Origin of the sequence: Mycobacterium sp. SMC-18, from assembly GCF_045310895.1 — a bacterium.
GTDB lineage: Bacteria > Actinomycetota > Actinomycetes > Mycobacteriales > Mycobacteriaceae > Mycobacterium.
In genome coordinates this window covers 199,163-224,821 of record NZ_JBJIAL010000003.1, presented here as the reverse complement: position 1 = coordinate 224,821, position 25,659 = coordinate 199,163, and the positions used below count along the sequence as shown (strand labels likewise).

At 68.9% G+C, this 25,659-nt stretch carries 20 protein-coding genes and 1 tRNA gene; 11 read left to right on the top strand and 10 right to left on the bottom strand.

From position 1 onward, the window contains the following. Positions 1 to 6: 6 nt before the first annotated feature. Both ACJH6J_RS04190 and ACJH6J_RS04185 read right to left on the bottom strand, forming a co-directional pair. A complete protein-coding gene (locus tag ACJH6J_RS04190) occupies positions 7 to 303 on the bottom strand; it encodes an MGMT family protein (RefSeq protein WP_318984125.1) in 297 nt (98 codons plus the stop codon). A 2-nt stretch (positions 304 to 305) separates the two neighbouring features. Then, positions 306 to 1,112 (bottom strand): alpha/beta hydrolase, encoded by an 807-nt coding sequence (locus ACJH6J_RS04185; protein ID WP_318984126.1) that lies wholly within the window; start codon positions 1,110 to 1,112, stop codon positions 306 to 308. Positions 1,113 to 1,170: 58 nt separating this feature from the next. Between ACJH6J_RS04185 and ACJH6J_RS04180 the strand changes: the two genes are divergently transcribed. Both ACJH6J_RS04180 and ACJH6J_RS04175 read left to right on the top strand, forming a co-directional pair. Next, the gene (locus ACJH6J_RS04180) at positions 1,171 to 4,302 is read left to right on the top strand and encodes an ATP-dependent DNA helicase (RefSeq protein ID WP_318984127.1); all 3,132 of its coding nucleotides are present in this window, start codon (positions 1,171 to 1,173) and stop codon (positions 4,300 to 4,302) included. Continuing rightward, positions 4,293 to 7,550, top strand: coding sequence for an ATP-dependent DNA helicase (locus tag ACJH6J_RS04175; RefSeq protein ID WP_318984128.1), 3,258 nt, complete (start codon positions 4,293 to 4,295; stop codon positions 7,548 to 7,550). The genes ACJH6J_RS04180 and ACJH6J_RS04175 overlap by 10 nt, the downstream gene beginning before the upstream one ends. On the opposite strand, the gene ACJH6J_RS04170 is transcribed toward ACJH6J_RS04175, so the two are convergent. Then, a complete protein-coding gene (locus tag ACJH6J_RS04170; RefSeq protein ID WP_318984129.1) occupies positions 7,533 to 7,940 on the bottom strand; it encodes a hypothetical protein in 408 nt (135 codons plus the stop codon). The two genes, ACJH6J_RS04175 and ACJH6J_RS04170, sit on opposite strands and share 18 nt — an antisense overlap. Before the next feature lie 60 nt (positions 7,941 to 8,000). Between ACJH6J_RS04170 and ACJH6J_RS04165 the strand changes: the two genes are divergently transcribed. Both ACJH6J_RS04165 and nudC read left to right on the top strand, forming a co-directional pair. Then, positions 8,001 to 9,080, top strand: a complete 1,080-nt coding sequence (locus ACJH6J_RS04165; RefSeq protein ID WP_212806550.1) for a TrkA family potassium uptake protein — start codon at positions 8,001 to 8,003, stop codon at positions 9,078 to 9,080. Between the two features lie 8 nt (positions 9,081 to 9,088). Then, a complete protein-coding gene (gene nudC, locus ACJH6J_RS04160) occupies positions 9,089 to 10,015 on the top strand; it encodes an NAD(+) diphosphatase (RefSeq protein ID WP_212806549.1) in 927 nt (308 codons plus the stop codon). Positions 10,016 to 10,063: 48 nt separating this feature from the next. On the opposite strand, the gene mrx1 is transcribed toward nudC, so the two are convergent. Then, positions 10,064 to 10,300 (bottom strand): mycoredoxin, encoded by a 237-nt coding sequence (gene mrx1 / locus ACJH6J_RS04155; protein WP_212806548.1) that lies wholly within the window; start codon positions 10,298 to 10,300, stop codon positions 10,064 to 10,066. Between the two features lie 83 nt (positions 10,301 to 10,383). Between mrx1 and ACJH6J_RS04150 the strand changes: the two genes are divergently transcribed. The 3 genes from ACJH6J_RS04150 to ACJH6J_RS04140 all read left to right on the top strand — a co-directional run bounded on the left by ACJH6J_RS04150 (position 10,384) and on the right by ACJH6J_RS04140 (position 13,334). Beyond that, a complete protein-coding gene (locus ACJH6J_RS04150) occupies positions 10,384 to 12,495 on the top strand; it encodes an ATP-dependent DNA helicase UvrD2 (protein ID WP_406803557.1) in 2,112 nt (703 codons plus the stop codon). A gap of 162 nt (positions 12,496 to 12,657) precedes the next feature. Beyond that, the gene (locus tag ACJH6J_RS04145; RefSeq protein WP_406803556.1) at positions 12,658 to 12,918 is read left to right on the top strand and encodes a hypothetical protein; all 261 of its coding nucleotides are present in this window, start codon (positions 12,658 to 12,660) and stop codon (positions 12,916 to 12,918) included. A gap of 152 nt (positions 12,919 to 13,070) precedes the next feature. Further along, positions 13,071 to 13,334, top strand: coding sequence for a WhiB family transcriptional regulator (locus ACJH6J_RS04140; protein WP_029105582.1), 264 nt, complete (start codon positions 13,071 to 13,073; stop codon positions 13,332 to 13,334). A 123-nt stretch (positions 13,335 to 13,457) separates the two neighbouring features. On the opposite strand, the gene ACJH6J_RS04135 is transcribed toward ACJH6J_RS04140, so the two are convergent. The 3 genes from ACJH6J_RS04135 to ACJH6J_RS04125 are packed head-to-tail and all read right to left on the bottom strand — an operon-like array spanning position 13,458 to position 17,132. After that, positions 13,458 to 14,783 (bottom strand): ABC1 kinase family protein, encoded by a 1,326-nt coding sequence (locus ACJH6J_RS04135; RefSeq protein ID WP_406803555.1) that lies wholly within the window; start codon positions 14,781 to 14,783, stop codon positions 13,458 to 13,460. Between the two features lie 42 nt (positions 14,784 to 14,825). Then, positions 14,826 to 15,683, bottom strand: a complete 858-nt coding sequence (locus tag ACJH6J_RS04130) for a TOMM precursor leader peptide-binding protein (RefSeq protein ID WP_406803554.1) — start codon at positions 15,681 to 15,683, stop codon at positions 14,826 to 14,828. 54 nt (positions 15,684 to 15,737) lie between these two features. Further along, positions 15,738 to 17,132, bottom strand: a complete 1,395-nt coding sequence (locus ACJH6J_RS04125; protein ID WP_318984134.1) for a zinc-dependent metalloprotease — start codon at positions 17,130 to 17,132, stop codon at positions 15,738 to 15,740. An 89-nt stretch (positions 17,133 to 17,221) separates the two neighbouring features. Between ACJH6J_RS04125 and ACJH6J_RS04120 the strand changes: the two genes are divergently transcribed. The 4 genes from ACJH6J_RS04120 to ACJH6J_RS04105 all read left to right on the top strand — a co-directional run bounded on the left by ACJH6J_RS04120 (position 17,222) and on the right by ACJH6J_RS04105 (position 22,021). Further along, positions 17,222 to 18,247 (top strand): PDZ domain-containing protein, encoded by a 1,026-nt coding sequence (locus tag ACJH6J_RS04120; protein WP_318984135.1) that lies wholly within the window; start codon positions 17,222 to 17,224, stop codon positions 18,245 to 18,247. 90 nt (positions 18,248 to 18,337) lie between these two features. Next, positions 18,338 to 21,325, top strand: a complete 2,988-nt coding sequence (locus ACJH6J_RS04115) for a UPF0182 family protein (RefSeq protein WP_212806542.1) — start codon at positions 18,338 to 18,340, stop codon at positions 21,323 to 21,325. A gap of 144 nt (positions 21,326 to 21,469) precedes the next feature. Beyond that, a tRNA-Met gene (locus ACJH6J_RS04110) sits at positions 21,470 to 21,543 on the top strand. A 121-nt stretch (positions 21,544 to 21,664) separates the two neighbouring features. After that, positions 21,665 to 22,021, top strand: coding sequence for a cupin domain-containing protein (locus ACJH6J_RS04105; RefSeq protein WP_212806541.1), 357 nt, complete (start codon positions 21,665 to 21,667; stop codon positions 22,019 to 22,021). Between the two features lie 63 nt (positions 22,022 to 22,084). On the opposite strand, the gene ACJH6J_RS04100 is transcribed toward ACJH6J_RS04105, so the two are convergent. From ACJH6J_RS04100 to ACJH6J_RS04090, 3 genes are read right to left on the bottom strand one after another with little or no spacing between them, the layout of a single operon-like run. Continuing rightward, positions 22,085 to 23,779: a dipeptide ABC transporter ATP-binding protein gene (locus ACJH6J_RS04100; RefSeq protein ID WP_406774155.1), complete on the bottom strand. Its 1,695-nt coding sequence runs from the start codon at positions 23,777 to 23,779 to the stop codon at positions 22,085 to 22,087. Further along, positions 23,779 to 24,738, bottom strand: a complete 960-nt coding sequence (locus ACJH6J_RS04095) for an ABC transporter permease (RefSeq protein ID WP_212806539.1) — start codon at positions 24,736 to 24,738, stop codon at positions 23,779 to 23,781. The genes ACJH6J_RS04100 and ACJH6J_RS04095 overlap by 1 nt, the downstream gene beginning before the upstream one ends. Then, positions 24,731 to 25,657, bottom strand: a complete 927-nt coding sequence (locus tag ACJH6J_RS04090; RefSeq protein WP_406774156.1) for an ABC transporter permease — start codon at positions 25,655 to 25,657, stop codon at positions 24,731 to 24,733. Before ACJH6J_RS04090 ends, ACJH6J_RS04095 begins: the two co-directional genes overlap by 8 nt. Positions 25,658 to 25,659: the final 2 nt, after the last annotated feature.

The window sequence follows — 25,659 nt, the reverse complement described above, 5'->3', positions numbered from 1 at the left end:
CGGCCCTCAGAACTCGTGCCGGTACTCCCGCAACCGAACCCGGCCGTCGACCGCCAGCACCCCTTCGGCGCGCAGCCGTTCCAGCTGCCGCGTCGCCAGATGCGCTGCCGGCCGGCCCGACGCGCTGATCACGCGGTGCCAGGGCAGGTCCGAGGAATCGGTCCGCATGATCCAGCCGACGATCCGCGGGCTGGAAAGCCCTGCGGCATCGGCGATGTCGCCGTACGTCGACACCTGGCCGGACGGTATCGACGCGACGAGACCCCGCACCTTCTCCACCTGCTCGTCGGTGACAGCCGCCACGATCAGACCAGGTGACGCCGGATCACGTCGGCGGTTTCGGCGGGCATGGCGTGCGGCACCATGTGGTCGCAATCGAATTCGGTCAGCACGAAGTCGGCGCCGAGCCGGGCCTGCAAACCCGACACGAGTTCGCCGGTGACGTAGGCCGGATGGGTTCGTTTGGCCAGCACCAGCGTCGTCGGTGTGCCCTGCGGCGGCAACACGATCGGGCGGGCCAGCTCACTCCAGTAGGACATCATGGCGGGCAGGCTGATGCGCCAGCCGACGCGTCCGCCCGGCAGGGCGACCAGGTGCTCGTCCAGGTCGCGCTCGAGTTCGCCGGGGTACTTCGCCGAGACCTCGCCCCACGATCCGTTCACCTTCTCGGCGTGGGCCTCCTGGCGGTCCGGGTAGTCGGGGGAGCCGAGCATGGCGTCGGCGATCTCGCTCATCCAGCTGCCGTCCAGCCCGGTCGCCGGGTCCAGCAGCACCAGGCCGGACACCAGATTCGGATGGGCGGCAGCGAGATTGAGCGCTATCGCGCCACCGAATGAATGTGCCACCACGACCACCGGCCCGTCGGCCTCGTCCTGGAGGAGGGCCGCCAGGGCCGCGACGTTCTCGTCGATGTTCCACGGCGCCGCCCACGACGAATGGCCATGTCCCAGGAGGTCGGGCGCCAGCACGGCATATTCGGCCAGATACCCGTCCGCCAGTGTCTGCCAGCGCTTTCCGTGGCCGGTCAGGCCGTGCAGGGCCAGGATCTGTGCCGGCCGCGCCGGTCCGTAGTGGTACACCTGCAAGCTCACCCCGTTGATGCTGCCAGACATCGCGGCCGGACGTCGCCGTCGGCCGAACTTGTCGTACCCCCGTGGTTGCATTCCTGCCATGGCCGCCCCGCACTCCGCACTCACCGCGCCCGGCTCGGTTAATGCCCTGACCGAGCCCGGGCAGCGCGGTGTCGTGCGGGTGCTGGGCGGCCCCGGAACCGGGAAGACCGAGCTGCTGATCCGCACGGCGGCAACACATATCGCGGCGGGAACCGATCCGGAGTCGGTGCTCCTGCTCACCGGTTCGGCGCGGCTGGGCAGCCGGGTCCGCGGCGCCATCACCTCGGCGCTGCTGGGCGATACCGGCCAGGTCACCCGGGAGCCGCTGGTTCGCACCCTGCACTCCTACGCGTTCGCCGTGCTGCGGCAGGCCGCGCAGCGTGCCGGTGACCCGCCGCCGCGCCTGATCACCAGTGCCGAGCAGGACGGCATCATCCGCGAGCTCCTCGCCGGTGATCTGGAGGATGGCGACGAGGCGAGCGTGGACTGGCCGCTGCACCTGCGGCCGGCGTTGGGCACCGCGGGGTTCGCGACCGAATTGCGGGACCTGTTGGCCCGCTGCACCGAACGCGGCGTCGACCCCGCGGATCTGCGCCGGATCGGCCGCAAGGCCGGCCGTCCGGAGTGGGTGGCGGCGGCCCGGTTCGCCCAGGTCTACGAGCAGGTCATGCTGCTGCGCAGCGCCGTCGGCATGGCGGCCCCGCAGGCGACGGTGCCCGCGCTGGGCGCGGCCGAGCTGGTGGGCGCCGCGCTCGAGGCCTTCGCCGTCGATCCCGCGCTGCTGGACGCCGAACGCGCCCGCATCAAGCTGTTGCTCGTCGACGACGCGCAGCACCTCGATCCGCAGGCCGCGCTGCTGGTGCGGGTGCTGGCGGCCGGTGCCCAGCTGACGGTCATCGCCGGTGACCCGAGCCAGACCGTGTTCGGCTACCGCGGCGCCGAGCCGACGCTGCTGTACGGCCCCGATGACCAGCCGCAGGTGGTGCTGACCGAGTCCCACCGGTGCTCGCCCGCGGTGGCCGGAGCGGTCGCGGCCGTCGCGCGGCGGCTGCCCGGCGTGGACGCGTCCCGGGCCCTGACGCCGGCGACGACGGATCAGCTCGGCTCGCTGGCGGTGCGCGTCGCCGGATCGCCGCATGCCGAGTCCGCGTTGATCGCCGACGCCTTGCGACGCGCGCACCTGGTCGACGGCGTGCCGTGGTCGCAGATGGCCGTCATCGTGCGCTCGGTACCGCGGGCCGGGACAGCGCTGGCCCGGGCCCTGAGCGCCGCCGGGGTGCCGGTGCAGCAGCAGGCCGGCATGGCGCCACCCGCGCAGCATCCGGCGGTGGGCGCGCTGCTCACGGTGCTGGACTGCGTCGCCGACCAACTGACCGGTGACCGGGCGCTGGCTCTGCTGACCGGCCCCATCGGCCGCGTGGACCCGGTGTCACTGCGCCAGTTGCGGCGCGCGCTGCGCCGCGCGGACGGCAGCGGTCGCGATTTCGGTGACCTGCTCGTCGAGGCGCTGACCGGAAGTACCGAACATTCGCTGTCCGATCAGCTGGCACGGCCGGTGCGGCGCGTCCTCGCGGTTCTCGACGCGGCGCGCCGGTCGGCGACCGCGGGCCAGGATCCGCGTTTCGTGCTGTGGCAGGCCTGGCACGCCAGCGGGTTGTCGCGCCGGTGGCAGGCCGCGGCCGGGCGTCCGGGTGCGGCCGGGGTGGCGGCAAACGCCGATCTGGATGCCGTCACCGCGCTGTTCGACACCGCCGACCAGTACGTCGCCCGCACCGCGGCGGCGTCCCTCGCCGGCTTGATCGACCACGTCCGCGCTCTCTCCTGGGCGGGTTCGGCTCCCGAGCGCGCCGAGGCCGACGAGGTGGCCGTGCTCAGTGCCCATGCCGCGCTGGGGCGGGAGTGGGATTTCGTGGTCATCGCGGGCTTGCAGGAAGGGTTGTGGCCCAACACCGTTCCGCGTGGGGGCGTACTCGGCACCCAGCAGCTCCTCGACATCGTCGACGGGGTGGGCGATGTGCGCGGCATGTCGGCCACCGCGCCGCTGCTGGCCGAGGAACGGCGACTGCTGGTCGCCGCGCTGGGACGGGCCCGCAACCGCGTGCTGGTGACGGCCGTGGACAGCGACAACGGTGACGAGGCGTTGCTGCCGTCGACGTTCTTCGAGGAGCTGGCGGCCCTGGCCGGCGGCACCGACCCCGACGCCGACGAGCTCCCGGTGCATGCGCCCGCCGTGTTGTCGCCGTCGGCAGTGGTCGGCCGGTTGCGGTCGGTGGTGTGTGCTCCCGACGGCGCGGTCGAGGAAACCGACCGGCTGTGTGCGGCAGCGCAATTGGCCCGGCTGGCCGAGGCCGGCGTGCCGGGCGCCGACCCGGCGCAGTGGTACGCCAGCACGGCGCTGTCCACTGCCGAGCCGCTGTGGTCGGGCGACGACCACGTCGTCACGGTGTCGCCGTCGACCGTGCAGACCCTGACCGACTGCCCGCTGCGCTGGATGCTGGAGCGCCACGGCGGCAGCGACGGCCGCGATCTGCGGTCGGCGTTGGGCTCGCTGGTGCACGCCCTGGTTGCCGATTCGGGTCGCAGCGAGGCGCAGCTGCGGGGTGAACTCGAAAAGGTCTGGCAGCAGCTGCCTTTCGATTCGAACTGGTATGCCGACAACGAGCTGGAGCGGTACCGCGCCATGCTGGCGACGTTCACGACGTGGCGGCAGGAGACCCGCGGTGAGCTGACCGAGGTCGGTACCGAACTCGAGGTGTCCGGCACGATCGCCGACGAGGGGCTGCAGGTGCAGGTGAAGGGACGTATCGACCGCCTGGAACGGGACCGTGAGGGCCGCCTCGTGGTGGTCGATGTCAAGACCGGCAAGAGCCCCGCCACCAAGGCCGATGCCCAGGAGCACGCCCAGCTCGCGCTGTACCAGCTGGCGATCGCCGAAGGTGTTGTGCCGCATGGTGATCAGCCCGGCGGTGGTCGGCTGGTGTATCCGGCCAAACCTGCCAAGACCGGCGCCACCGAACGCGAACAGGATCCGATGGGGGAGACGGCGCAGGCGCAGTGGCGGCAGCGGGTGACCGACGCCGCCGCGGCGACGGCCGGGCCGCACTTCGTCGCGCGCGTCGGTTCCGGGTGTGCGACGTGCCCGGTGCGGGACATGTGCCCGGCGCAGGGTACGAAGGGGGCATGCTCGTGACGTACAGCCCCGCCGAACTTGCCGAGGCGCTCGGGCTGTTCACCCCGACCGACGAGCAGGCGGCGGTCATCGCCGCGCCGCCGGGACCGCTGGTGGTGATCGCGGGGGCCGGTGCCGGGAAGACCGAGACCATGGCCGCGCGCGTGGTGTGGCTGGTGGCCAACGGCTATGCCACGCCGTCACAGGTGCTGGGGTTGACCTTCACCCGCAAGGCCGCCGGACAGTTGCTGCGCCGTGTGCGTACCCGGCTGGCCCGCCTGGCGGGGTCGGGTCTGCTGCCCGGCGTCTCGCTGGCCGACGAGCACGCCACCGTCAGCACCTACCACGCCTTCGCGGGCACCTTGCTGCGCGAGTACGGGCTGCTGCTGCCCATCGAGCCGGCCACCCGGCTGGTCACCGAAACCGAGATGTGGCAGTTGGCTTTTCGGGTGGTGTCCGACTTCCCGGGGCAGCTGCACACCGACAAGTCCCCGGCCGCCGTCACCCAGATGGTGCTGCGCCTGGCCGGCCAGCTGTCCGAGCATCTCGTCGACACCGACGCCGTGCGCGACACGCATCACGAGCTGGAGCGGCTCATTCTCACGCTCCCCGGGGGCCCGGGCCAACGCGGCGGGCCCACCCAGTCGCTGCTGAACCTGCTGGCCACCCAGACCGAGCGGGCCGAGCTGGTGCCGCTGATCGATGCCGTGCACCAGCGCATGGGGGAAGCGCAGGTCATGGACTTCGGCAGCCAGATGTCGGCCGCGGCCCGCCTGGCCGAGCGTTTCCCGCAGGTCGGCGCGCAGCTGCGGGAGCGGTATCGCGTCGTCCTGCTCGACGAATACCAGGACACCGGGCACGCTCAGCGGGTCGCGCTGTCGTCGCTGTTCGGCGGCGGCGTCGACGACGGCCTGGCGCTGACGGCCGTCGGGGATCCCATCCAGTCGATCTACGGCTGGCGCGGCGCGTCGGCGACCAACCTGCCGCGGTTCACCACCGACTTCCGCCTGTCGGACGGTTCGCCGGCCCCGACCCTGGAATTGCGGACCAGCTGGCGCAATCCGCCGCGGGCACTCAAGCTGGCCAACGAGGTGTCCGCCGAGGCACGGCGCCGCAGTGTGAGCGTGCGCGAACTGCTGCCGCGCCCGGGCGCCGAGCCGGGGACCATCCAGTGCGCGTTGCTGGACGATGTTGTCGCCGAACGTGATTGGGTGGCCGACCACCTGGCCCGCCGGTACCACGGCGCGGTGGCCGCAGGAGAGCCGGTGCCGACGGCCGCCGTCCTGGTGCGCCGCAACGCCGACGCCGCGCCCATCGCCGAGGCGCTGACTGCCCGCGGGGTGCCCGTCGAGGTGGTCGGTCTGGCCGGGCTGCTGGCCATCCCCGAGGTCGCTGACGTCGTCGCGATGCTGCGCCTGGTCGCCGAACCGACCGCCGGGGTCGCCGCGATGCGGGTGCTCACCAGCGCGCGGTGGCGGTTCGGCGCAGCCGACCTGGCCGCGCTGTGGCGCCGCGCCTCGGAACTGGATGCGCCCGACCCGGCGCGGACGTCCGGGTCGGCCGCCGAGCAGGCCGTCGCACAGGTCGCCCCCGACGCCGACCACGCCTGCCTGGCCGACGCGATCAGTGATCCGGGCCCGGCCGACCGCTACTCACCCGAAGGACACCGCCGGCTGCTCGCCCTGGCCGCCGAACTGAGCCAGCTGCGTGCGCACCTGCACCAGCCGCTGCCGGATCTGGTCGCCGAAGTGCGTCGGGTCCTGGGTATCGACGCCGAAACCCGCGCGGCCAGTGGGGTTTCCGAGGGCTGGCGCGGCACCGAACATCTCGATGCCTTCGCCGATGTGGTCGCGGGATACGCCGCCCGGCCGGCCGCAGAACCGGACGGCGCAGCATCCATCGCCGGACTGCTGGCGTACCTGACCGCGGCCGCGGAGGTGGAGAACGGGCTGGCCCCGGCACAGGTGACGGTGGCCTCGGACCGCGTGCAGATCCTGACGGTGCACGCGGCCAAGGGCCTGGAATGGCAGATCGTCGCGGTTCCGCACCTGGTTGCCCGGGTGTTCCCGTCGACGGCGTCGCAGCGCACCTGGCTGACCGACGCGGGGGACCTGCCGCCGTTGTTGCGTGGGGACCGTGCCGAGCTGTCCGAGCATGGCGTGCCGGTGCTCGACACGTCCGACGTCTACGACCGGAAGATGTTGGCGGACAAGATCGCCGCGCACAAGGCGCTGCTCGATCAGCGGCGCACCGATGAGGAACGCCGACTGCTCTACGTGGCCCTCACCCGGGCCGAGGACACCCTGCTGTTGTCCGGATATCACTGGGGGACGACGGCCGGGAAACCGGCGGGACCTTCTGACTTCCTGATCGAGATGCGCGACATCATCGAACGGGCAGCGCAGGAGGGCGACCCCTGCGGCGAAATCGAGCAGTGGGCCCCGGCACCCGCGGAAAAGGCCGTCAACCCGTTGCGGGACAACGTCGTCGAGTGCTCCTGGCCCGTCGACCCGGCTGGTTCCCGGCGCGGGGACGTCGACCGGGGCGCGGCCCTGGTGGCCCAGGCGCTCGCCGCAGGGGCCGAGGACCTCGAGGACCGGCACGGCTGGGCTGCCGACGTGGACGCCCTGCTGGCCGAGCGCGAGCGGGCCCAGGAGCGCGGTCCGCTCGACCTGCCGCCGCAGTTGTCGGTGAGCACGTTGGTCGACCTGGGCAGCGACCGGTCGGGTGCACTGCAGCGGCTGCAGCGACGGCTGCCGGCCCGGCCGGACCCGCAGGCGCTGCTGGGCACCGCGTTCCACGACTGGGTGCAGCGGTACTTCTCCGCCGAGCGGTTGTTCGACCTCGACGACCTGCCCGGTGCGGTCGACGCCGAGCTGGGGCAGGCCGTCGCCGAGGAACTGGCAGACCTGCAGGCCGCGTTCGCCCTCTCGGAGTGGGCGGCCCGTACCCCGATCGACATCGAGGTGCCGTTCGACATGGTGATCGGTGACCGGGTGATCCGCGGCCGTATCGACGCGGTGTTCGCCGACGCCGACGGTGGCTACACCGTGCTCGACTGGAAAACCGGCGATCCGCCCACCACTCCGGAAACGCTGCGCAACAAGGCCATTCAGCTGGCGGTGTACCGCCTGGCCTGGTCGTCCATCCAGGGCGTACCCGTCGATGCGGTGCGGGCGGTCTTCCACTACGTGCGCGCGGGGCAGACGGTGGCACCCACCGACCTGCCCGGCGCCGACGAGCTGGCGGCGCTAGTTCACCTCGGGTGAGTTGCGGTAGATCTTGAGTGCCTGGGTCACCATCGGCACTTGCAACGGCAGCCGGGCCAGTGCCGCGATGCGGGCCGGCCACCCCTTGGGCCACCACAGCCGGACCATGTTGACGTTCGCCGGGAAGACGCTGAGGAAAAGTGCGACCGCGGCCAGCGCGCCCAGCTTGCGGGTACGGGGCAGGAGCAGCGCGGCGCCGGTGGCGACTTCGCCGACGCCCGACGCGTAGGTGTAGAACCGTGCCGTGCCGGGGAGTTCCGCCGGGACGATGCCGTCGAAAGGCTTCGGTGCGACGAAGTGCAGGGCGCCCATTCCGACGAGCAGCGCGCCCATTCGGTACGCGGGCGCCTGGCTGGGGGTGGTGTTGGCAGTGCTGTTGGCGGCGGTCATGGTTACATAGTGCTGTGCCGAGCCGTCTCGTGGTGAGTCTCCGCCAGATAATGGAGCCGCATGGCTCGCGTTAGGTTGTCGCGGCGCATGGCCGCGATGGAACAGAACCTCACGAGCCGCCAGAACGCGGATCTGGTTGATGTGCTGCAGATTCCGGAAGCGTTCGTCAGTCCCATCCGCCGGATCGTGCGCCGTGTCATCTACGCGCTGCTGGTGCTCGCCGCCGCGGTGCTCGTCGTGTACCTCGACCGCGACGGCTACCGCGACGCCCAGGAGAACGAGATGTCGCTCCTGGACTGCATCTACTACGCGACGGTGTCGCTGTCGACCACCGGCTATGGCGACATCACACCGCTCACGCCGAGCGCGCGCCTGGTGAACGTCCTGGTGATCACGCCCATGCGGATCGCGTTCCTGATCGTGCTCATCGGTACGACCGTCGAGACGCTGACCACGCAGTCTCGTCAAGCCTTGAAGATTCAGCGATGGAGGAGCACCGTGCGCAACCACACCATCGTCGTCGGTTACGGGACCAAGGGCCGCACCGCGGTCCAGGCCATGGTCGGTGACGAGGTCGCCCCCGGAGACATCGTCGTCGTCGACGAGAACCCGGCGGCCCTGGACCGGGCGCGTGCCGCCGGACTGGTCACCGTGGTCGGCGACGCCACCAAGTCGGAGGTGCTGCGCCTCGCCGGCGCCCAGCACGCGAAGTCCATCGTCGTCGCGACCGACAAAGACGCCACCGCCGTGCTCGTCACGCTGACCGCGCGCGAGGTGGCGCCCAAGGCCAAGATCGTCGCCTCGGCCCGCGAGGCCGAGAACCAGCACCTGCTACGGCAGTCCGGCGCCGACTCGACGGTCGTGTCCTCGGAGACCGCCGGCCGGCTGCTGGGCATCGCGACCCAGACGCCGAGCGTCGTCGAGATGGTCGAAGACCTGCTCACCCCCGACGCCGGCTTCGCGATCTCCGAGCGCGAGGTCGAGGCCAAGGAGCTCGGCGGTTCGCCGCGGCACTTGACCGACATCGTGCTCGGGGTGGTGCGCGACGGGCAGCTGCTGCGGGTCGACTCGCCTGAGGTCGACGCCCTGGCGGCCGGGGACCGGCTGCTCTACATCCGCAACGCCGAAGTCGAACGGTAAGCCCCGCGATGAGCGATTTCACCCTGCGTAACGTCCCGCTGCTGTCCCGGGTCGGTGCCGACCGGGCCGACACGCTGCGCACCGACGTCGACGCCGCGATCGCCGGCTGGAAGGACGCGCTGCTGCTGCGCGTGGACCGCCGCAATCAGGTGTTGATCTCCGGTGGCCGGGTGGTGCTCGGGCGTGCCGCGGAACTCGGCGACAAGCCCGACGAGCACGCGGTGTTCCTGGGCCGGATGCCCGATGGCCGCCACGTGTGGGGCGTGCGCGCCGCACTGGAGGAGCCGACGGGCGGGACGGACGCGCCGGTCGAGGTCCTCGACCTGCGCCGGGCCGGGCCCATCTTCGACGACATCAGCGCGCAGCTCGTCTCGACGGCGACGGCCCTGCTGAACTGGCATGACAGCGCCCGCTTCAGCGCCATCGACGGCGCGCCCACCAAGCCGATCAAGGGCGGCTGGGCGCGGGTCAACAGCATCGGCGGCCACGAGGAATTCCCGCGCATCGACCCGGCGATCATCTGCCTCGTGCACGACGGGCACGACCGCGCGGTGCTGGCCCGGCAGACCAACTGGCCCGAGCGGCTGTTCTCACTGCTGGCCGGGTTCGTCGAGGCCGGCGAATCGTTCGAGAGCTGCGTGGTGCGCGAGATCGCCGAGGAGATCGGTCTGACCGTCACCGACGTCAAGTACCTGGGCAGTCAGCCCTGGCCGTTCCCGCGTTCGCTGATGGTCGGCTTCCACGCCATCGGTGATCCGGAGCAGCCGTTCTCGTTCAACGACGGCGAGATCGCCGAGGCCGACTGGTTCACCCGGGCCGAGGTGCGCGAAGCCCTCGAGCACGGCGACTGGAACAGCACGGCGGACACCCGGCTGCTGCTGCCCGGCTCGATCTCCATCGCCCGGGAGATCATCGAATCCTGGGCGGCCCAGTGATTTGTGCACGAAAATCCGCGGCCAGCGCGGAAAATCGTGCACAAATCCCTAACTCAGCTTGGCTTTGACGTCCTTGATGCTGGGGTTGGTCAGCGTCGAGCCGTCGGGGAACTTGACCGTCGGAACCACGTGGTTGCCGTTGTTGACCGAACCGACGAACTCGGCGGCCGCCGGGTCCTGCTCGATATCGATCTCGGTGTAGGAGATGCCTTCGGCCTTCAGCGCGGTCTTGAGCCGCTTGCAGTAGCCGCACCAGGTCGTGCTGTACATGATCAGTGCACTCATAACGCACCTCAACGTATCCGATCGTCGCATCATGCCGCCCAGCGGTGCCTCGTGTGTCACACCCGCCTGCCATGATGGAGGCCATGCCAGCCGAGGCCCCGCCGTCCACACTCCTCGAGGACCTCGACGACGAACAGCGTGAGGCCGTCCTCGCGCCGCGCGGCCCGGTGTGCGTGCTGGCCGGTGCCGGCACGGGCAAGACCCGCACCATCACCCGCCGCATCGCCTATCTCGTCGCCGCCGGACACGTCGCGCCGAGTCAGGTGCTGGCCGTGACGTTCACCCAGCGCGCCGCCGGAGAGATGCGCGGCCGCCTCCGCAGCCTGGAAAACGAGATCGACGGAGCACAAGGCACCGGGGCCGTCCAGGCCATGACGTTCCACGCCGCGGCGCTGCGGCAGCTGCGGTACTTCTGGCCGCGGGTGGTCGGCGACACCGGCTGGGAGTTGCTCGACAGCAAGTTCGCGGTGGTCGCACAGGCGGCGAACCGCGCGGGTATTCAGGCCAGTACCGACGACGTGCGCGACCTGGCCGGTGAGATCGAATGGGCCAAGTCGTCCCTCATCAGTCCCGAGCTGTACCCGGAGCAGGTCGCCAAGATCGAGCGGGACATCCCGTTCGACGCCGCCAAGGTCGCCGCGGTGTACGCCGGTTACGAGGGCCTCAAGGCCCGGCGCGACGGATCGGCGCTGCTGGACTTCGACGACCTGCTGTTGCACACCGCCGCGGCCATCGAGAACGACGCCGCCGTCGCCGGCGAATTCCGCGACCGCTACCGCTGCTTCGTCGTCGACGAGTACCAGGACGTCACCCCGCTGCAGCAGCGGGTGCTCAACGCCTGGGTGGGGGAGCGCGACGACCTGACGGTGGTCGGTGACGCCAACCAGACCATCTACTCGTTCACCGGCGCCACCCCGCAATACCTCCTCGACTTCTCGCGGCGGTTCCCCGATGCGGCGCTGATCCGGCTGGAGCGCGACTACCGCAGCACGCCGCAGGTGGTGTCGCTGGCGAACCAGGTGATCTCGGCGGCGTCCGGCCGGATGGCCGCCAGCCGGTTGCAGCTCATCGGTCAGCGCGATCCGGGGCCCAAGCCGGTGTTCCGGGAACATCCCGACGAGGTCGCCGAGGCCAACGCGGTCGCCGCCGCCATCAAGAAGCTCATCCAATCCGGTACTGCCCCTTCGGAAATCGCGGTGCTGTACCGCATCAACGCGCAGTCCGAGGTGTACGAGGAGGCGCTCACCGCGGCCGGGGTGGCGTTCCAGGTGCGCGGGGGTGAGGGCTTCTTCAGCCGCCAGGAGATTCGGCAGTCGTTGCTGGCGCTGCAGCGCGCCGCGGGACACCAGGGTGACGTCGCCGGTGTCGAGCTGCCCCAGTTGGTCCGGGATCTGCTGGAACCGCTGGGCCTGACGGCCGAGCCGCCGGCGGGTACCAAGGCCCGGGAACGCTGGGATGCGTTGTTGGCCTTGGTCGAATTGGTCGAGCAGGAAGTCGCGGTGCGTCCCAACCTGGACCTGCAGGGCCTGCTGGTCGAGCTGCGCCAGCGTGCCGATTCGCGGCACCCACCGGTGGTGCAGGGCGTCACGCTGGCGTCGCTGCACGCCGCCAAGGGCCTCGAGTGGGATGCGGTGTTCCTGGTCGGTCTGGTCGACGGCACGCTGCCCATCTCGCACGCACTGTCACATGGCGCGGACAGCGAACCGGTCGAAGAGGAGCGCCGCCTCTTCTACGTCGGAATCACCAGGGCCAGAGTGCATTTGACGATTTCGTGGGCGCTAGCCCGGGCCGCCGGCGGGCGGCAGAACCGCAAGCCCTCGCGGTTCCTCAACGGGCTGACACCGCAGAGCCGCCGGGAACCCCAACAGCCGCAACGTAAACGGGGTCCGGCGCCGCGCTGCCGGGTCTGCAATGCGGCGTTGACGTCGTCGACCGCGATCCTGTTGCGGCGCTGCGAATCGTGCCCGTCGAACCTCGACGAGGAGCTGCTCGGCCGGCTCAAGGAGTGGCGCCTGCGTACCGCGCAGGAGATGAAGGTGCCCGCCTACGTGGTGTTCACCGACAACACCTTGATCGCGATCGCCGAGGCCCTGCCGGCCGACAATGCCGCGCTGGTGGCCATTCCCGGCATCGGTGCGCGCAAGCTGGAGCAATACGGGCCGGATGTGCTGGCATTGGTGAACGCGTCCCGTTAGCCCCGCTAAATTGCGCCAAACATGGCGCAAATTGCGCCAAAACTGCTGGTCAAAAAATCGCTTGCCTGATTTTGGTGGTAACGTCTAGCCTCGAAGCCGCAACGAAATCCCGCGAATTCGCACCCTGTGAATCCGCAGTCGACCGCTGAGGAGGTGGCCCCGATGATCAGCTTTGATGCGTCCCGTGGCGCTGTCCTCGCTGTCTCTGGTTCCCGTGCGCCGTTGACCGCTGCCGCCTATGAGGCGGTATCGCGCGTCGGCGCCGGTTGGCATCAGATCGTTGACGTCCCCGCCATGCCTGCTGTCGCTGCAGCCGCCGCTATGCCGGCGGCACGTCTCGCGACGGCTGGACATGTCGCCGACATCCCGCAGCGCAAGCGCAACGCCAAGACCTTCGCGTCCGTGAAGCGAGGCACTACTTAGGTAGCGCCCACAACAGCCAAAACCTGGCCACGGACCCGAAACCACCGGATCCGTGGCCAAAGTTTTTGGGGCACAACCTCAAAACCACCACCTGGTCACCGATCCATCAGACAGATGAGACGCAAGACGACCAGGAAGTAGGTGATGAGGACATGACTAGCCAGACTTGCCGACAAAGGCTGGCGGTGCCATGTCATGTCGGCGACCCCGATATGTGGTTCGCTGACAACCCCACTCAGCTGGAACAGGCCAAGGCGCTGTGCGCCGACTGCCCGATCCGACTCCAGTGCCTCAACGAGGCGCTGGAACGTGAAGAGCCGTGGGGTGTTTGGGGTGGGGAGATCCTCGAGCGCGGCGCCGTCATCGCACGCAAGCGTCCGCGCGGTCGTCCGCGCAAGGACGTCGTCGCGGCATGACCCCGCGGCCCAACATCGGGGGGCACCAACCGCGAGCGGCCGTGTTTGTACACCGACACACCGTGTTTGGCGTGCATTACGCGGCCGCTCGCCGGCGCCGAGCGGCCGCGTAATCGCCGTTGACTAAGGCGTGAAGCCCGGAACTAGTTCCGTGGCAATGGCTTTCACGGGGACGTGGGCGTCCAGCTGACAGCAGATCGCCACGGTCGACGCGATCACGCGCAGCGGGATGACCAGATTCCGCGGCATGTCGAGCTGACGGGCCATCTTGATCTGGTTCACGCCGTTGTCCAACTGGCCCGCAGCCATTTTCATGATCCAGCGCCGCGTGTAGTGGAAGACATCGGTCTGGATCGGCTCGACGTACTGCCGCAGCATGTTGTCGACCTCGAAGATCGGGACCTCTTCGCCCGGCTGGATGAACCCGGCTTCCTCCATCACCGGCAGCAGTTTGTCGTAGTTCTTGTCCCGCGCCAGGCTGATCATCTCGCCGATCGCGGTCGGCAGCCCACCGGGCAGTGGCGCCACCGCGCCGAAGTCGATGACGCCCATGCGACCGTCGGGCAGCAGCATGAAGTTCCCGGGGTGGGTGTCCCCGTGCATGATCTCCAGGCGCGCCGGCGCGTCGAATGTCAGCTCCGACAGCCGGGTACCCATCAGGTCGCGCTGCTCGACGGTGCCCTCCCGGATGATGACCGACATCGGGATGCCGTCCATCCATTCGGCGATGACGACCTTCGGCGCGCTGGCCACGATCGCCGGCACCTTGAAGTGCGGGTGCCCGGCGTAGGCCTTGGCGAACGCCCGCTGGTTGTCGGCCTCCAGCCGGTAGTCCAGTTCCATCTCGGTGCGGTCGATCAGCTCGTCGACGACGCCCTGGACATCGGCGCCGGGCGCCAGCTGCTTGAAGACGCCGACCAGACGCTGGATGGTCTTCAGGTCAGCACGCAGCGCCTCGTCGGCGCCGGGGTACTGGATTTTGACCGCGACCTCGCGGCCGTCGGACCAGACGGCCTTGTGTACCTGGCCGATGCTGGCCGACGCGACCGGGGTGTCGTCGAACGACTGGAAGCGGTCGCGCCACTTGGTGCCCAGCTGCGCGTCGAGCACGCGGTGTACCTTGGCGGCCGGCAGGGGCGGGGCTTCACGCTGCAGCTTGGTCAGCGCCTCGCGGTACGGCTTGCCGTACTGCTCGGGAATCGCCGCCTCCATCACCGACAGGGCCTGGCCGACCTTCATCGCACCGCCCTTGAGTTCACCCAGCACGGTGAACAGCTGGTTGGCCGCCTTGTCCATCAGCTCGGCGGTCACCTCGTCCTTGGACCTGCCCGCCAGACGCTTGCCCAACCCCAGCGCCGCCCGTCCCGCCATGCCGCCGGCCAGACCGGCGAGCTTCGCGTTGCGTGCCACACTGCCCCGTTTGATATCAGCCACATTCACATCATCCATGACGTTGCTGAGTGCACGGCAGCGACATGGCAACGCGTGTTGTCACGACAGTCGATCGCACCAGTCACACAGCGGATGACGCGACCACCGGCGCACCACCGTGGTCCGCGAGCCGATGTCGAATTCGAGGGTGGCATCGAGCGTCGGCGGTGGTTCTGCGCGGGCCCCGCCGCCGCGGATCGCGTCGATCACCCGGTCCACCTGGTTGAGCGCCACCGCCGCGGTGGCCAGTACCGTCGCCCGGTCGGCGCTGCCGACGGTGCCCTCCAATTGGGCGGCCAGCACCGGCCACGACGCGTCGCGGTCGCTGCGGTGGAGGTCGGCACAGTTCAGGCAGCTCGTCGCCCCGGGCAGAACGAGGGGACCGATCAGCCCGGTGCCGTCCCGGATCCGCACCGGCAGATGCGGGACCCCGGCACGGTGCAGGTCGCGCACCAGACGGCGGTCGGCGACCAGGAAATCGGACAGCACCACCAGATCGGCGGCGTCCCGCGTGACGGCCACGTGGCCGAATCGGCTGGTGCGCACCCGGGTTCCGGAACAATTCAAGGCGCCGGCCAACAGGTCCGAGAGGGGACCGCTGCCGTGAATGCGTACCGACACCGGTCGCCGGCCGGTATCCGGCGCCGTCTGCAACAGTCCCGCTGAGTTCAGAGCGTCGACCAAGCCGGTCCAGCCGTCGACGTCGGTCAGCCCGGCCGCCAGCGCGAGCGCCTGGCTGCTCTCGGCGTCGACGCCGCTCTGCATGCCGCGCAGCAAGTCCGCCAGGTCACCGACCGTCAACCCGTCCGGTGGCCGAATGCCGATGGCGCGCCGCGGGTCCCAGCCGAGCTGCACCGTCCCGTCGGGCCGCTGCAACACCGGCATGGCCGGGTTCAAGGTCTGACGGGACGTGATCATGGCCCAACTGTGCCAACAGCACGCCGATTCGGCGAATCAGTTATCCACAGGCACTCAGCCCTCGGCTGGGTCGTCTCCAGCGTCCTCGTCGGCGGACCGCTTGAGGTCCTTCTCCAGATCGGCCAGCGCCTGGTCGAGATCCGAGGTGTCGCCGCCGAGCGCCTGGTCGATGAAGGCCGCGGGCTCGTCGAGATCGGCGGCGCTGGGCAGCAGATCGGGGTGTTGCCAGACGGCGTCGCGCTTGTCGGCGCCGACGGCGTCGGTCAGCTTCTCCCACAGCGTGGCGGCCTCGCGCATCTTGCGCGGCCGCAGTTCCAGGCCCACGAGGGTCGCGAAGGTCTGCTCGGCGGGCCCGCCGGTGGCGCGACGACGCCGCAGCGTCTCGCTCAGCGCCGACGTGCCGGGCAGCCGCTCACCGAGTGCGGCGGTGACGACGGTCTGCACCCAGCCCTCGATGAGCGCCAGCAGCGTCTCCAGTCGTTCCAGCGCCGCGGCCTGCTCGGGGGTGGCCTTCGGTTCGAACATGCCCTGGCTCAGCAGCTTCTCCATGGCGCCCGGGTCGCCCATCAGCGACGCCGGGTCCAGGCCGGAGGCCATCTCCTCGAAGCCGCTCATATCGATCTTCATGCCCTTGGCAAAGGCTTCGACGGCGCTGAGCAGCTGGCTGGCCAGCCACGGCACGTGACTGAACAGCCGGTGGTGGGCAGCCTCGCGCGCCGCGAGGAATGTCAGCACCTCGCTGCGCGGCTGCTCGAGACCTTCGCCGAACGCCTCGACGGCCTCGGGCATCAGCGCGGCGACGCCCGACGGCCCCAGCGGCAGGCCGATGTCGGTGGACGTCAGCACCTCCTTGGACAGCGTCCCCAGCGCCTGGCCCAGCTGCGAGCCGAAGGCCATGCCACCCATCTGCGACATCATCGCCAGCAGCGGTCCGGCCATCGCCTTGGCCTCTTCGGGCAACGCCGACACCCAGACCGTCGACAGCTGCTCGGCGACCGGGTCGCACAGCCGCTTCCAGGTGTTGAGGGTGTTGTCGAGCCAGTCGCTCGGCGTCCACGCCACGGCGCGGGTGGTGCCGGCCGGCAGGGCGGTGACGCCGTCGAGCCAGGTCTCCGCCAGATGCACGGCGTCGGAGATGGCCGTCGCGGTCTGCTCGGGCACCGGCTTGACGAAGCCGATGGAGTTCGACGCCAGCTTGCGGGCCAGGTCGTAGTTGACCGGGCCGGACTGGGGATTGTTCATCGACGCGCCCGCGCCGCTGAACATCGCGCCGAGCTGCGTGAAGATCTGCCCGAGGTCGGGCATGCCGGCGCCGCCGGGACCGCCGAACGCGTTGCCGAACCCGAACGGGTCCGAGGAGCCACCGGAAGAGCCTGGTCCAGGTTCTTTCTTGGACTTGTCGCGGTCGGGGTCTTCGCCGCTGGAGAAGCCGAAAGGCAGGTCAGCCATACCGTCAACGGTACTGCCCGCATCGCCGGCGGGTGGCTTCGCGGGTCATGCTGTCAGCGAACCGAGCCACGAGCTTTACTGTTGGCGGCGTGAACAGGCGGATTTCTACGCTCGTGGTCGCTCTGGTGCCGATCATCGTGTTCGTCGTACTGGTGTCGGTGGTGACCGTGCCCTTCGTCTCGCTGGGTCCCGGCCCGACGTTCGACACGCTCGGTGAGGTCGACGGCAAGAAGGTCGTCGACATCAAGGGCGACGTCAAGGTGCACCCGACCTCCGGACACCTGAACATGACGACGGTGTCGCAGAGCGACGGGCTGACGCTGGGCCAGGCGCTGGCGCTGTGGATGTCGGGCCGCGAGCAGCTGGTGCCGCGCGACCTGGTGTACCCGCCGGACAAGTCCAAGGAGCAGGTCGACAAGGCCAACAACGCCGACTTCAAGAACTCCGAGGAAGACGCCGAGTACGCGGCGTTGAGTTACCTGAAGTACCCGAAGGCGGTGACGGTCCAGGCCGTCGCCGATCCCGGGCCCTCGGCCGGTCAATTGCGCCCCGGCGATGCCATCGATGCGGTCAACGGCATTCCGGTGGCCACCGTCGAAGAGTTCACCGGACTGCTGAAGAAGACCAAGCCCGGCGACCACGTCGTGCTCGACTACCGGCGCAAGAACGCCGGGATCGGCGTCACGACCATCACGTTGGGCACCAACAAGGACCGTGACTACGGCTACCTCGGTACGACGGTGCTCAACGCGCCGTGGGCGCCGTTCGTCATCGACTTCAACCTCGCCAACATCGGTGGCCCGTCGGCCGGTCTGATGTTCAGCCTGGCCGTGGTGGACAAGCTGACCGACGGAAACCTGAACGGCGGCAAGTTCGTTGCGGGTACCGGCACCATCGGCGACGACGGCAAAGTGGGCCCGATCGGCGGCATCACGCACAAGATGCTGGCCGCCCGCGAGGCCGGCGCGACGGTGTTCATGGTGCCCGCCGAGAACTGCGCCGAAGCGGTCTCGGCCCACCTGGACGGACTCGGGCTGATCAAGGTCGAGAACCTCAGTGGTGCCGTCGACGCGCTGCACGCCGTGTCCGCTGGTGGCGAACCTCCCCGCTGCTGAACTCGCGATCACCCCTGGTTGCGTAGAGTCGTAGGACAAGCTGGCCTTTTCAGATTTCATACAGACTTTTCAACAGACTGGAGCTGACGAGTGGGGATGCGGCCTGCGGCGAGGATGCCGAAGCTGACGCGACGAAGCCGAATCCTGGTCGGGATCGCGCTGCTGATCGTCGGTTTGTTGATGGTCGGCCCGCGACTGGTCGACGCCTACGTGGACTGGCTGTGGTTCGGTGAGGTCGGCTTCCGTTCGGTGTTCAGCACCGTCCTGGTGACGCGCCTGGTGGTCTTCCTGGTGGCCGGCGTCTTCATCGGCGCCGTGGCGTTCGGTGGAATGGCACTGGCGTACCGGTCCCGGCCGGTGTTCGTGCCGGCGTCCGGACCCAATGACCCGGTGGCCCGCTACCGCGCCACCGTCCTGTCGCGTCTGCGGTTGTTCGCCATCGGTGTCCCGGCGTTCATCGGGCTGCTGGGCGGCTTCGTGGCGCAGACCTACTGGGTGCGGGTGCAGCTGTTCCTGCACGGCGGCTCGTTCGGCATCACGGATCCCGAATTCGGCAAGGATCTGGGCTTCTACGCGTTCGACCTGCCGTTCTACCGGCTGGTGCTCGGCTACCTGTTCGTCGGCGTCTTCCTGATGCTGGTCGGGAACCTGTTGGGCCACTACGTGTTCGGCGGCATCCGCCTGTCGGGCCGTCAGGGCGCGCTCAGCCGTGCGGCGCGCATGCAGCTGGTGTCGCTGGTGGGAATCCTGGTGCTGCTCAAGGCCGTTGCCTACTGGTTCGACCGGTACGAGCTGCTCAGCCACACCCGGGCCGGCAAGCCGTTCACCGGCGCCGGCTACACGGACATCAACGCGGTGCTGCCGGCGAAGCTGATCCTGCTGGCGATCGCGGTGATCTGCGCGGTGGCCGTGTTCTCGGCGCTGGTGCTGCGGGACTTGCGGATTCCGGCGATCGGCTTGGTCCTGCTGCTGCTGAGCTCGGTGATCGTCGGGGCCGGCTGGCCCATGCTGGTCGAGCAGTTCAGCGTCAAACCCAATGCGGCGCAGAAGGAACGCGACTACATCAGTCGCAGTATCACAGCGACGCGCGACGCGTACGGGTTGACCGGCGATTCGGTGACCTACCGTGACTACAGCGGCAACGCGCCCGCCACCGCCGAGCAGGTGGCGGCCGACCGGGCGACGACGTCGAACATCCGCCTGCTCGACCCGACCATCGTCGGGCCGGCCTTCACGCAGTTCCAGCAGGGCAAGAACTTCTACAGCTTCCCGGACCAGCTGTCCATCGACCGTTACAACGGGCCGGACGGCAAGCTGCGCGACTTCGTCGTCGCGGCACGGGAATTGAACCCGGACCGGCTGATCGACAACCAGCGCGACTGGATCAACAAGCACTCGGTCTACACCCACGGCAACGGCTTCATCGCCTCGCCCGCCAACACCGTGCGCGGTATCGCCAATGACCCCAACCAGAACGGCGGCTACCCGGAGTTCCTGGCCAGCGTGGTCGGCGCCAATGGCGCGGCCGTGTCGCCCGGTCCGGCACCGCTGGATCAGCCGCGCATCTACTTCGGTCCGGTGATCGCCAGCGCGCCATCGGATTACGCCATCGTCGGCAAGAACGGCGCCGACCGCGAGTACGACTACGAGACCAACACCGAGACGAAGAACTACACCTACGGCGGTACCGGTGGTGTGGACATCGGCAACTGGCTGGCCCGGTCGGTCTTCGCCGCCAAGTTCGCCGAGCGGAACTTCTTGTTCTCCAGCGTCATCGGGCCGAACAGCAAGATTCTGTTCAACCGTGACCCGGCCCACCGGGTCGAGGCAGTGGCGCCGTGGCTGACCACCGACTCGACGGTCTACCCGGCGATCGTCAACAAGCGCATGGTGTGGATCGTCGACGGCTACACCACCCTGGACAACTACCCGTACTCGGAGCTGACGTCGCTGTCGAGTGCGACCGCCGACTCGAATGAGGTTGCGGTCAACCGGATGTTGCCGGACAAGCAGGTCTCGTACATCCGCAACTCGGTGAAGGCCACCGTCGACGCCTACGACGGCACCGTCACGCTGTACGAGCAGGACGAGCACGACCCGGTGCTGCAGGCGTGGATGAAGGTGTTCCCGGACACCGTGAAGCCGAAGTCGGCCATCAGCAAGGAACTCGCCGAGCACCTGCGCTACCCGGAGGACCTGTTCAAGGTCCAGCGCATGCTGCTGGCCAAGTACCACGTCAACGATCCGGTGACGTTCTTCTCGACATCGGACTTCTGGGACGTGCCGCTCGATCCCAACCCGACGGCCAGCAGCTTCCAGCCGCCGTACTACATCGTCGCGAAAGACCTTGCCACGGGTGGTGATTCGTCGTCGTTCCAGCTGACCACGGCGATGAACCGGTTTCGGCGGGACTTCCTGGCCGCGTACATCAGCGCCAGCTCCGATCCGGCAACGTACGGCAAGATCACCGTGCTGACCATCCCGGGTCAGGTCAACGGTCCCAAGCTGGCGTTCAACGCGATCAGCACCGACACCGCGGTCAGCCAGGATCTCGGCGTCATCGGCCGGGACAACCAGAACCGGATCCGGTGGGGCAATCTCTTGACGCTGCCGGTCGGGCAGGGCGGGTTGCTCTATGTCGCACCGGTTTACGCCTCGCCGGGCGCCAGTGACGCGGCCTCGTCGTACCCGCGACTGATCCGCGTGGCGATGATGTACAACGACAAGGTCGGCTACGGCCCGACGGTCCGTGACGCCCTCAACGGCATCTTCGGGCCCGGCGCCGGTGCCACCGCGACCGGTCCGGCTCCGACCGATGTGCCGGCCGGCACGCCGCCTCCGGCGGCCGTTCCGGGGGCCGTCCAGCCGCCTGCCGCGGGACCGCAGCCCCCGCCGGTCGCGGTGCAGTCACCTGGCGTGCCGCTGACGCTGTCGCCCGCGAAAGCGGCTGCCCTGCAAGACGTCAACGCGGCCCTCGACGGCATGCGTGCGGCCCAGCAGAGCGGCAATTTCGCCCAGTACGGCGCCGCGCTGCAGAAGCTCGACGACGCCATGGCGAGGTACCGCGACGCCAAGTAGTCCGCATGAGTCAGAAACTGCCCAACTCCTTCGGGAGTTGGGCAGTTCTGCATCTGGCGCAGGTTCACCAGGTGGTCCCAAAAACCCTGTCTGACCATACGATTTGGTTCATTCGGCAGCGTTGGGTAACGTTGTATTCACCGACGCGGGGTGGAGCAGCTCGGTAGCTCGCTGGGCTCATAACCCAGAGGTCGCAGGTTCGAATCCTGTCCCCGCTACTAGCGAGAAGGCCCCCGGAGAACTCTCCGGGGGCCTTCTTCATGTCCAGGTGGATCGGGGCGTCGAGCAGGAATGTGGGGTCGTCGGAATAGCGCAACGGGAGCCCTGGTTTTGCATTCCGTGGACTCAGTCGCAGGAGATGCAGCCTGGTTCGGCCCCAACGCCCCCGGGTATGCCTGGAAGTCAGTGGCAGACGTCGACCCGGTCGAAATCTTCCCGGGCATCACAGCCCGGCTGCTGTGGCGGGGCGAAGATGGCGCCAAGGCGGCGGTGACGACCATCGCCCCCGGCGCGGTATGGGGTGACGAAGACCATCACAGTCCAGGGCCAGAGGAAGTGTACGTCGTCTCCGGCGTGTTCAACGACGGCGTAAACGACTATCCCGCAGGGACTTTCCTGCACGCACCGGCGGGATCATGGCACATTCCGCAGTCGGCGTCGGGCTGTGTGTTGTTTCTCTTCTACCCGCAGGGTTAGCCGCGCCCGCAAAGCCGGCAGCTGGGCAATCCCCGAAAGTCACTGCGCCGCACGGCCACAGCATCAGCCGGCGAGCTCGATCGTCCCGCCTGGGATCGCGTCGATCAACATCCGGGTGTAGTCCGACGTCGGGTTCTCGTACACCTGGTCGGTGGGCCCGGAATCCACCACCTCGCCGCGTGACATCACGATCACGTTGTGGGCGATCTCCTTCACCACTGCCAGATCGTGGGTGATGAACAGGTAGCTCAGGCCGAGCTCGTTCTGCAGATCGCGCAGGAGCGTCAGGATCTGTGCCTGCACAAGCACGTCCAACGCCGACACCGCCTCGTCGCACACCACCACCTCGGGGTTGAGCGCGAGGGCACGGGCGATCGCGACGCGCTGCCGCTGCCCGCCGGACAGCTCGTTGGGGAAGCGCTGCATGACCGACTGCGGCAGTGCGACCAGGTCCAGCAGCTCCTTCACGCGAGCGGTGCGGGAGGACTTGTCTCCGATGCCGTGGATGTTCAGCGGCTCGGCGATCGCCCGGTAGATGGAGTACATCGGATCCAGTGACCCGTACGGGTTCTGGAACACCGGCTGTACCCGGCGGCGGAACTCCTTCGCGTCGGCGCCCCGCAGCGATGTGACGTCCTTACCGTCGAAATGCACTGTGCCCGAGGTCGCCTCCAACAGTCCCAGCACCATGCGCGCCACCGTCGACTTTCCCGAGCCGGACTCGCCGACCACCGCGGTGGTCGTCCCGCGTCGCAGCGTGAAACTGACATCGTTCACGGCACGAAAGGTCGAGCCGCCGCGGAACGGGACGGCACCGCGGATCGGGAAGTCTTTGATCAAGTTGGTCGCGACCAGCACGTCCTGAGGGCCCGACGACGCGTGCTGGGTGGTCCCGACCTTGAGCGGCAGCGCCTGGTCGCCCACGAGCTCGCCGTCGGTGCGCCGCGCGGCCAAGGAGGGCGCCGCGCGCACCAGCCGCTTGGTGTACTCGTGGTGGGGGTCCTGCAGGATCTGCAGGGCGGGTCCCGACTCGACCACCCGGCCCTTGTACATGACGACAAGGTGGCTGGCGCGTTCCGCGGCCAGGCCGAGATCGTGCGTGATGAGTAGGACCGCGGTGCCGAGCTCGGTGGTCAACTCCTCGAGATGGTCCAGAATCTGCCGTTGCACCGTCACGTCCAGGGCCGAGGTCGGCTCATCGGCGATCAGCAGCTTCGGCCGGCAGGCGAGCCCGATCGCGATCAGCGCCCGCTGGCGCATGCCGCCCGAGTACTCATGCGGGAACTGATTGACCCGTTTGTCGGCGTCGCGCATGCCGGCCTCGCTGAGCAGCGCGATGGCGCGTTTGCGCGCGTCACCCCGCTTCGCCGCGCCATTGGCCTGCAAGGTTTCGCGGATCTGAAATCCGACGCGCCACACCGGGTTCAGGTTCGTGTTGGGGTCCTGCGGGACCAGACCCACGCCGCTGCCCCGGATCTTCTCGAAGTCGCGGCGCGACGCGGTGGCCAGGTCCTGGCCGTCGAACAGGATCTGACCGCCGGTCACCTTGCCGGTCCCCGGCAACAGTCCGAGCACCGCGGCGGCCGTGGTCGATTTACCCGACCCGGACTCGCCGACGATGGCCACCGTCTGCCCTGGATAGACGGTCAGGCTCACGCCTCGCACCGCCGGCACCGACTTGCCCTGCGCGCGGAAGTCGACCTGCAGGTCGCGGATGTCGAGCAGCGGCGCGGCGCCCTCGTTCGGTGTCTGGGTCATCAGCGGGTCCTCGCCTTCGGGTCCAGCGCGTCGCGCAGCACGTCACCGAGCATCATGAAGGTGAGCACAGTGATCGCCAGCGCCGCCGCCGGGTAGAACAGGATGGGCGTGCCCTCGCGGAGCAATTGCTGCCCGGCCGCGATGTCGATGCCCCACGACACTGCCGTGGACGGTAGTCCGATACCGAGATACGACAGCGTCGCCTCGGTGACGATGAAGATGCCCAGCGAGATGGTGCCGACGACGATCACCGGGCCCAGCGCGTTGGGTATGACGTGGGTGAACAGGGTGCGCACCCGGGACGCGCCCAGCGACCGCGACGCGGTGATGAACTCCTCGTTGCGGACCGCGATCGCGGCCGATCGGGCGATGCGCGCGATCTGCGGCCAGCTGAAGATCGCGAGCACGATCACCACGGTGAACACGGTGCGAGAACTGATCATCTGCATCGTGACCACCGCCGCGAGAATCAGCGGGATACCGAAGAAGACGTCCGACAGCCGCGCGATCACCGAGTCGATCCAGCCGCCGAAGAACCCGGCTACGGCGCCGAGCAGGCCGCCGATCAGGACCACGACGATCGTGGTCAGCACGCCCACCGCCACCGAGGCGCGGGCGCCGTAGATCGTCCGGGTGTAGATGTCGTAGCCCTGCCGGTCGGTCCCGAACCAGTGCGCGGAACTGGGCGGCAGCAGCGACTGCTCGAGCGAACCGTAATGCGGGTCCTGGCTGGTGAACAGTCCCGGGAAGAGCACGACGACCACGATCACGGCCAGCAACACCATCGACACGATGAACTCCGGCTTGGTGCGCAGCTCCAGCCATGCCGACTTCCAGAAGCCGGCGGGATCCACATCGGCGGCGACCGCGTCGATCGCGGCGACGCTGACCACGTCCGGGCCCGCGACGAAACGCTCCTGGCCGGGGTAGCGGGTGGGTTGCGTCTGGGGCTCAGGCATAGCGGATCCTCGGGTCGAGGGCGGCATAGAGCAGGTCGACCACCACGTTGGACGCCAGGTAGATGAGCACGAGCACGGTCACGAAGGACACGACGGTCGACGACTCGCCCCGGATCACCGCCTGATAGATGGTTCCGCCCACTCCCGGAATGTTGAAGATGCCTTCCGTCACGATCGCGCCGCCCATCAGCACACCGAGGTCGGCGCCGAGAAACGTCACCACCGGGATCAGCGAGTTGCGCAGGACGTGCACCAGGATCACCCGCGGGCGGGACAGCCCCTTCGCCGTCGCGGTCCGCACGTAGTCCGCCGAGAGGTTCTGCGCGACCGACGAGCGGGTCAGCCGGACAACGTATGCGAACGACACCGCACCGAGCACGAATCCGGGCAGCAGCAGGTGATAGACGTCGAGATGGCCGCCAACGGTGACGGGCAAGAGCTGCCAGCGCACACCGAACAGGTACTGCGCCGCAAAGCCGATCACGAAGATCGGGACGGCGACGATCAGGAGCGTCACGATCAGGATCGTGGTGTCGAACCACTTGCCCTTGTTCAGACCCGCGAGCACGCCGAACGTCACACCGAACACCGCCTCGACGGCGAGCGCGATGAGCGCGAGATCGACGGTGACGGGGAAGGCCCGTTTCATCACGTCGAACACCGGCTGGCCCGAGAAGGAGGTGCCGAAGTCCAACCGGAACACCCCGCTGATGTAGTGCCAGTACTGCGAGTAGAACGGCTGGTCCAGGTGGTACTGCGCGCGCAGCGTCGCGATCAGCGCGGGCGACATGGGCTTACCGCCGCCCAGCGCGGAGATCGGGTCGGCGGGCAGTAGGAAGACGAGCGCATAGATCAGGAAGGTGGCGCCGAAGAACACGATCACCACCTGCCCGAGCCGGCTCAATCCGTATCTCAGCATCG

Excerpts from the sequence above, each read along its gene's own strand:
- ACJH6J_RS04185 (WP_318984126.1), bottom strand. The coding sequence starts at position 1,112 with ATGTCTGGCAGCATCAACGGGGTGAGCTTGCAGGTGTACCACTACGGA.
- ACJH6J_RS04180 (WP_318984127.1), top strand. The coding sequence starts at position 1,171 with ATGGCCGCCCCGCACTCCGCACTCACCGCGCCCGGCTCGGTTAATGCC.
- ACJH6J_RS04175 (WP_318984128.1), top strand. The coding sequence starts at position 4,293 with ATGCTCGTGACGTACAGCCCCGCCGAACTTGCCGAGGCGCTCGGGCTG.
- ACJH6J_RS04170 (WP_318984129.1), bottom strand. The coding sequence starts at position 7,940 with ATGACCGCCGCCAACAGCACTGCCAACACCACCCCCAGCCAGGCGCCC.
- ACJH6J_RS04165 (WP_212806550.1), top strand. The coding sequence starts at position 8,001 with ATGGCTCGCGTTAGGTTGTCGCGGCGCATGGCCGCGATGGAACAGAAC.
- nudC (WP_212806549.1), top strand. The coding sequence starts at position 9,089 with ATGAGCGATTTCACCCTGCGTAACGTCCCGCTGCTGTCCCGGGTCGGT.
- mrx1 (WP_212806548.1), bottom strand. The coding sequence starts at position 10,300 with ATGAGTGCACTGATCATGTACAGCACGACCTGGTGCGGCTACTGCAAG.
- ACJH6J_RS04150 (WP_406803557.1), top strand. The coding sequence starts at position 10,384 with ATGCCAGCCGAGGCCCCGCCGTCCACACTCCTCGAGGACCTCGACGAC.
- ACJH6J_RS04145 (WP_406803556.1), top strand. The coding sequence starts at position 12,658 with ATGATCAGCTTTGATGCGTCCCGTGGCGCTGTCCTCGCTGTCTCTGGT.
- ACJH6J_RS04140 (WP_029105582.1), top strand. The coding sequence starts at position 13,071 with ATGACTAGCCAGACTTGCCGACAAAGGCTGGCGGTGCCATGTCATGTC.
- ACJH6J_RS04135 (WP_406803555.1), bottom strand. The coding sequence starts at position 14,783 with ATGGATGATGTGAATGTGGCTGATATCAAACGGGGCAGTGTGGCACGC.
- ACJH6J_RS04130 (WP_406803554.1), bottom strand. The coding sequence starts at position 15,683 with ATGATCACGTCCCGTCAGACCTTGAACCCGGCCATGCCGGTGTTGCAG.
- ACJH6J_RS04125 (WP_318984134.1), bottom strand. The coding sequence starts at position 17,132 with ATGGCTGACCTGCCTTTCGGCTTCTCCAGCGGCGAAGACCCCGACCGC.
- ACJH6J_RS04100 (WP_406774155.1), bottom strand. The coding sequence starts at position 23,779 with ATGACCCAGACACCGAACGAGGGCGCCGCGCCGCTGCTCGACATCCGC.
- ACJH6J_RS04095 (WP_212806539.1), bottom strand. The coding sequence starts at position 24,738 with ATGCCTGAGCCCCAGACGCAACCCACCCGCTACCCCGGCCAGGAGCGT.
- ACJH6J_RS04090 (WP_406774156.1), bottom strand. The coding sequence starts at position 25,657 with ATGCTGAGATACGGATTGAGCCGGCTCGGGCAGGTGGTGATCGTGTTC.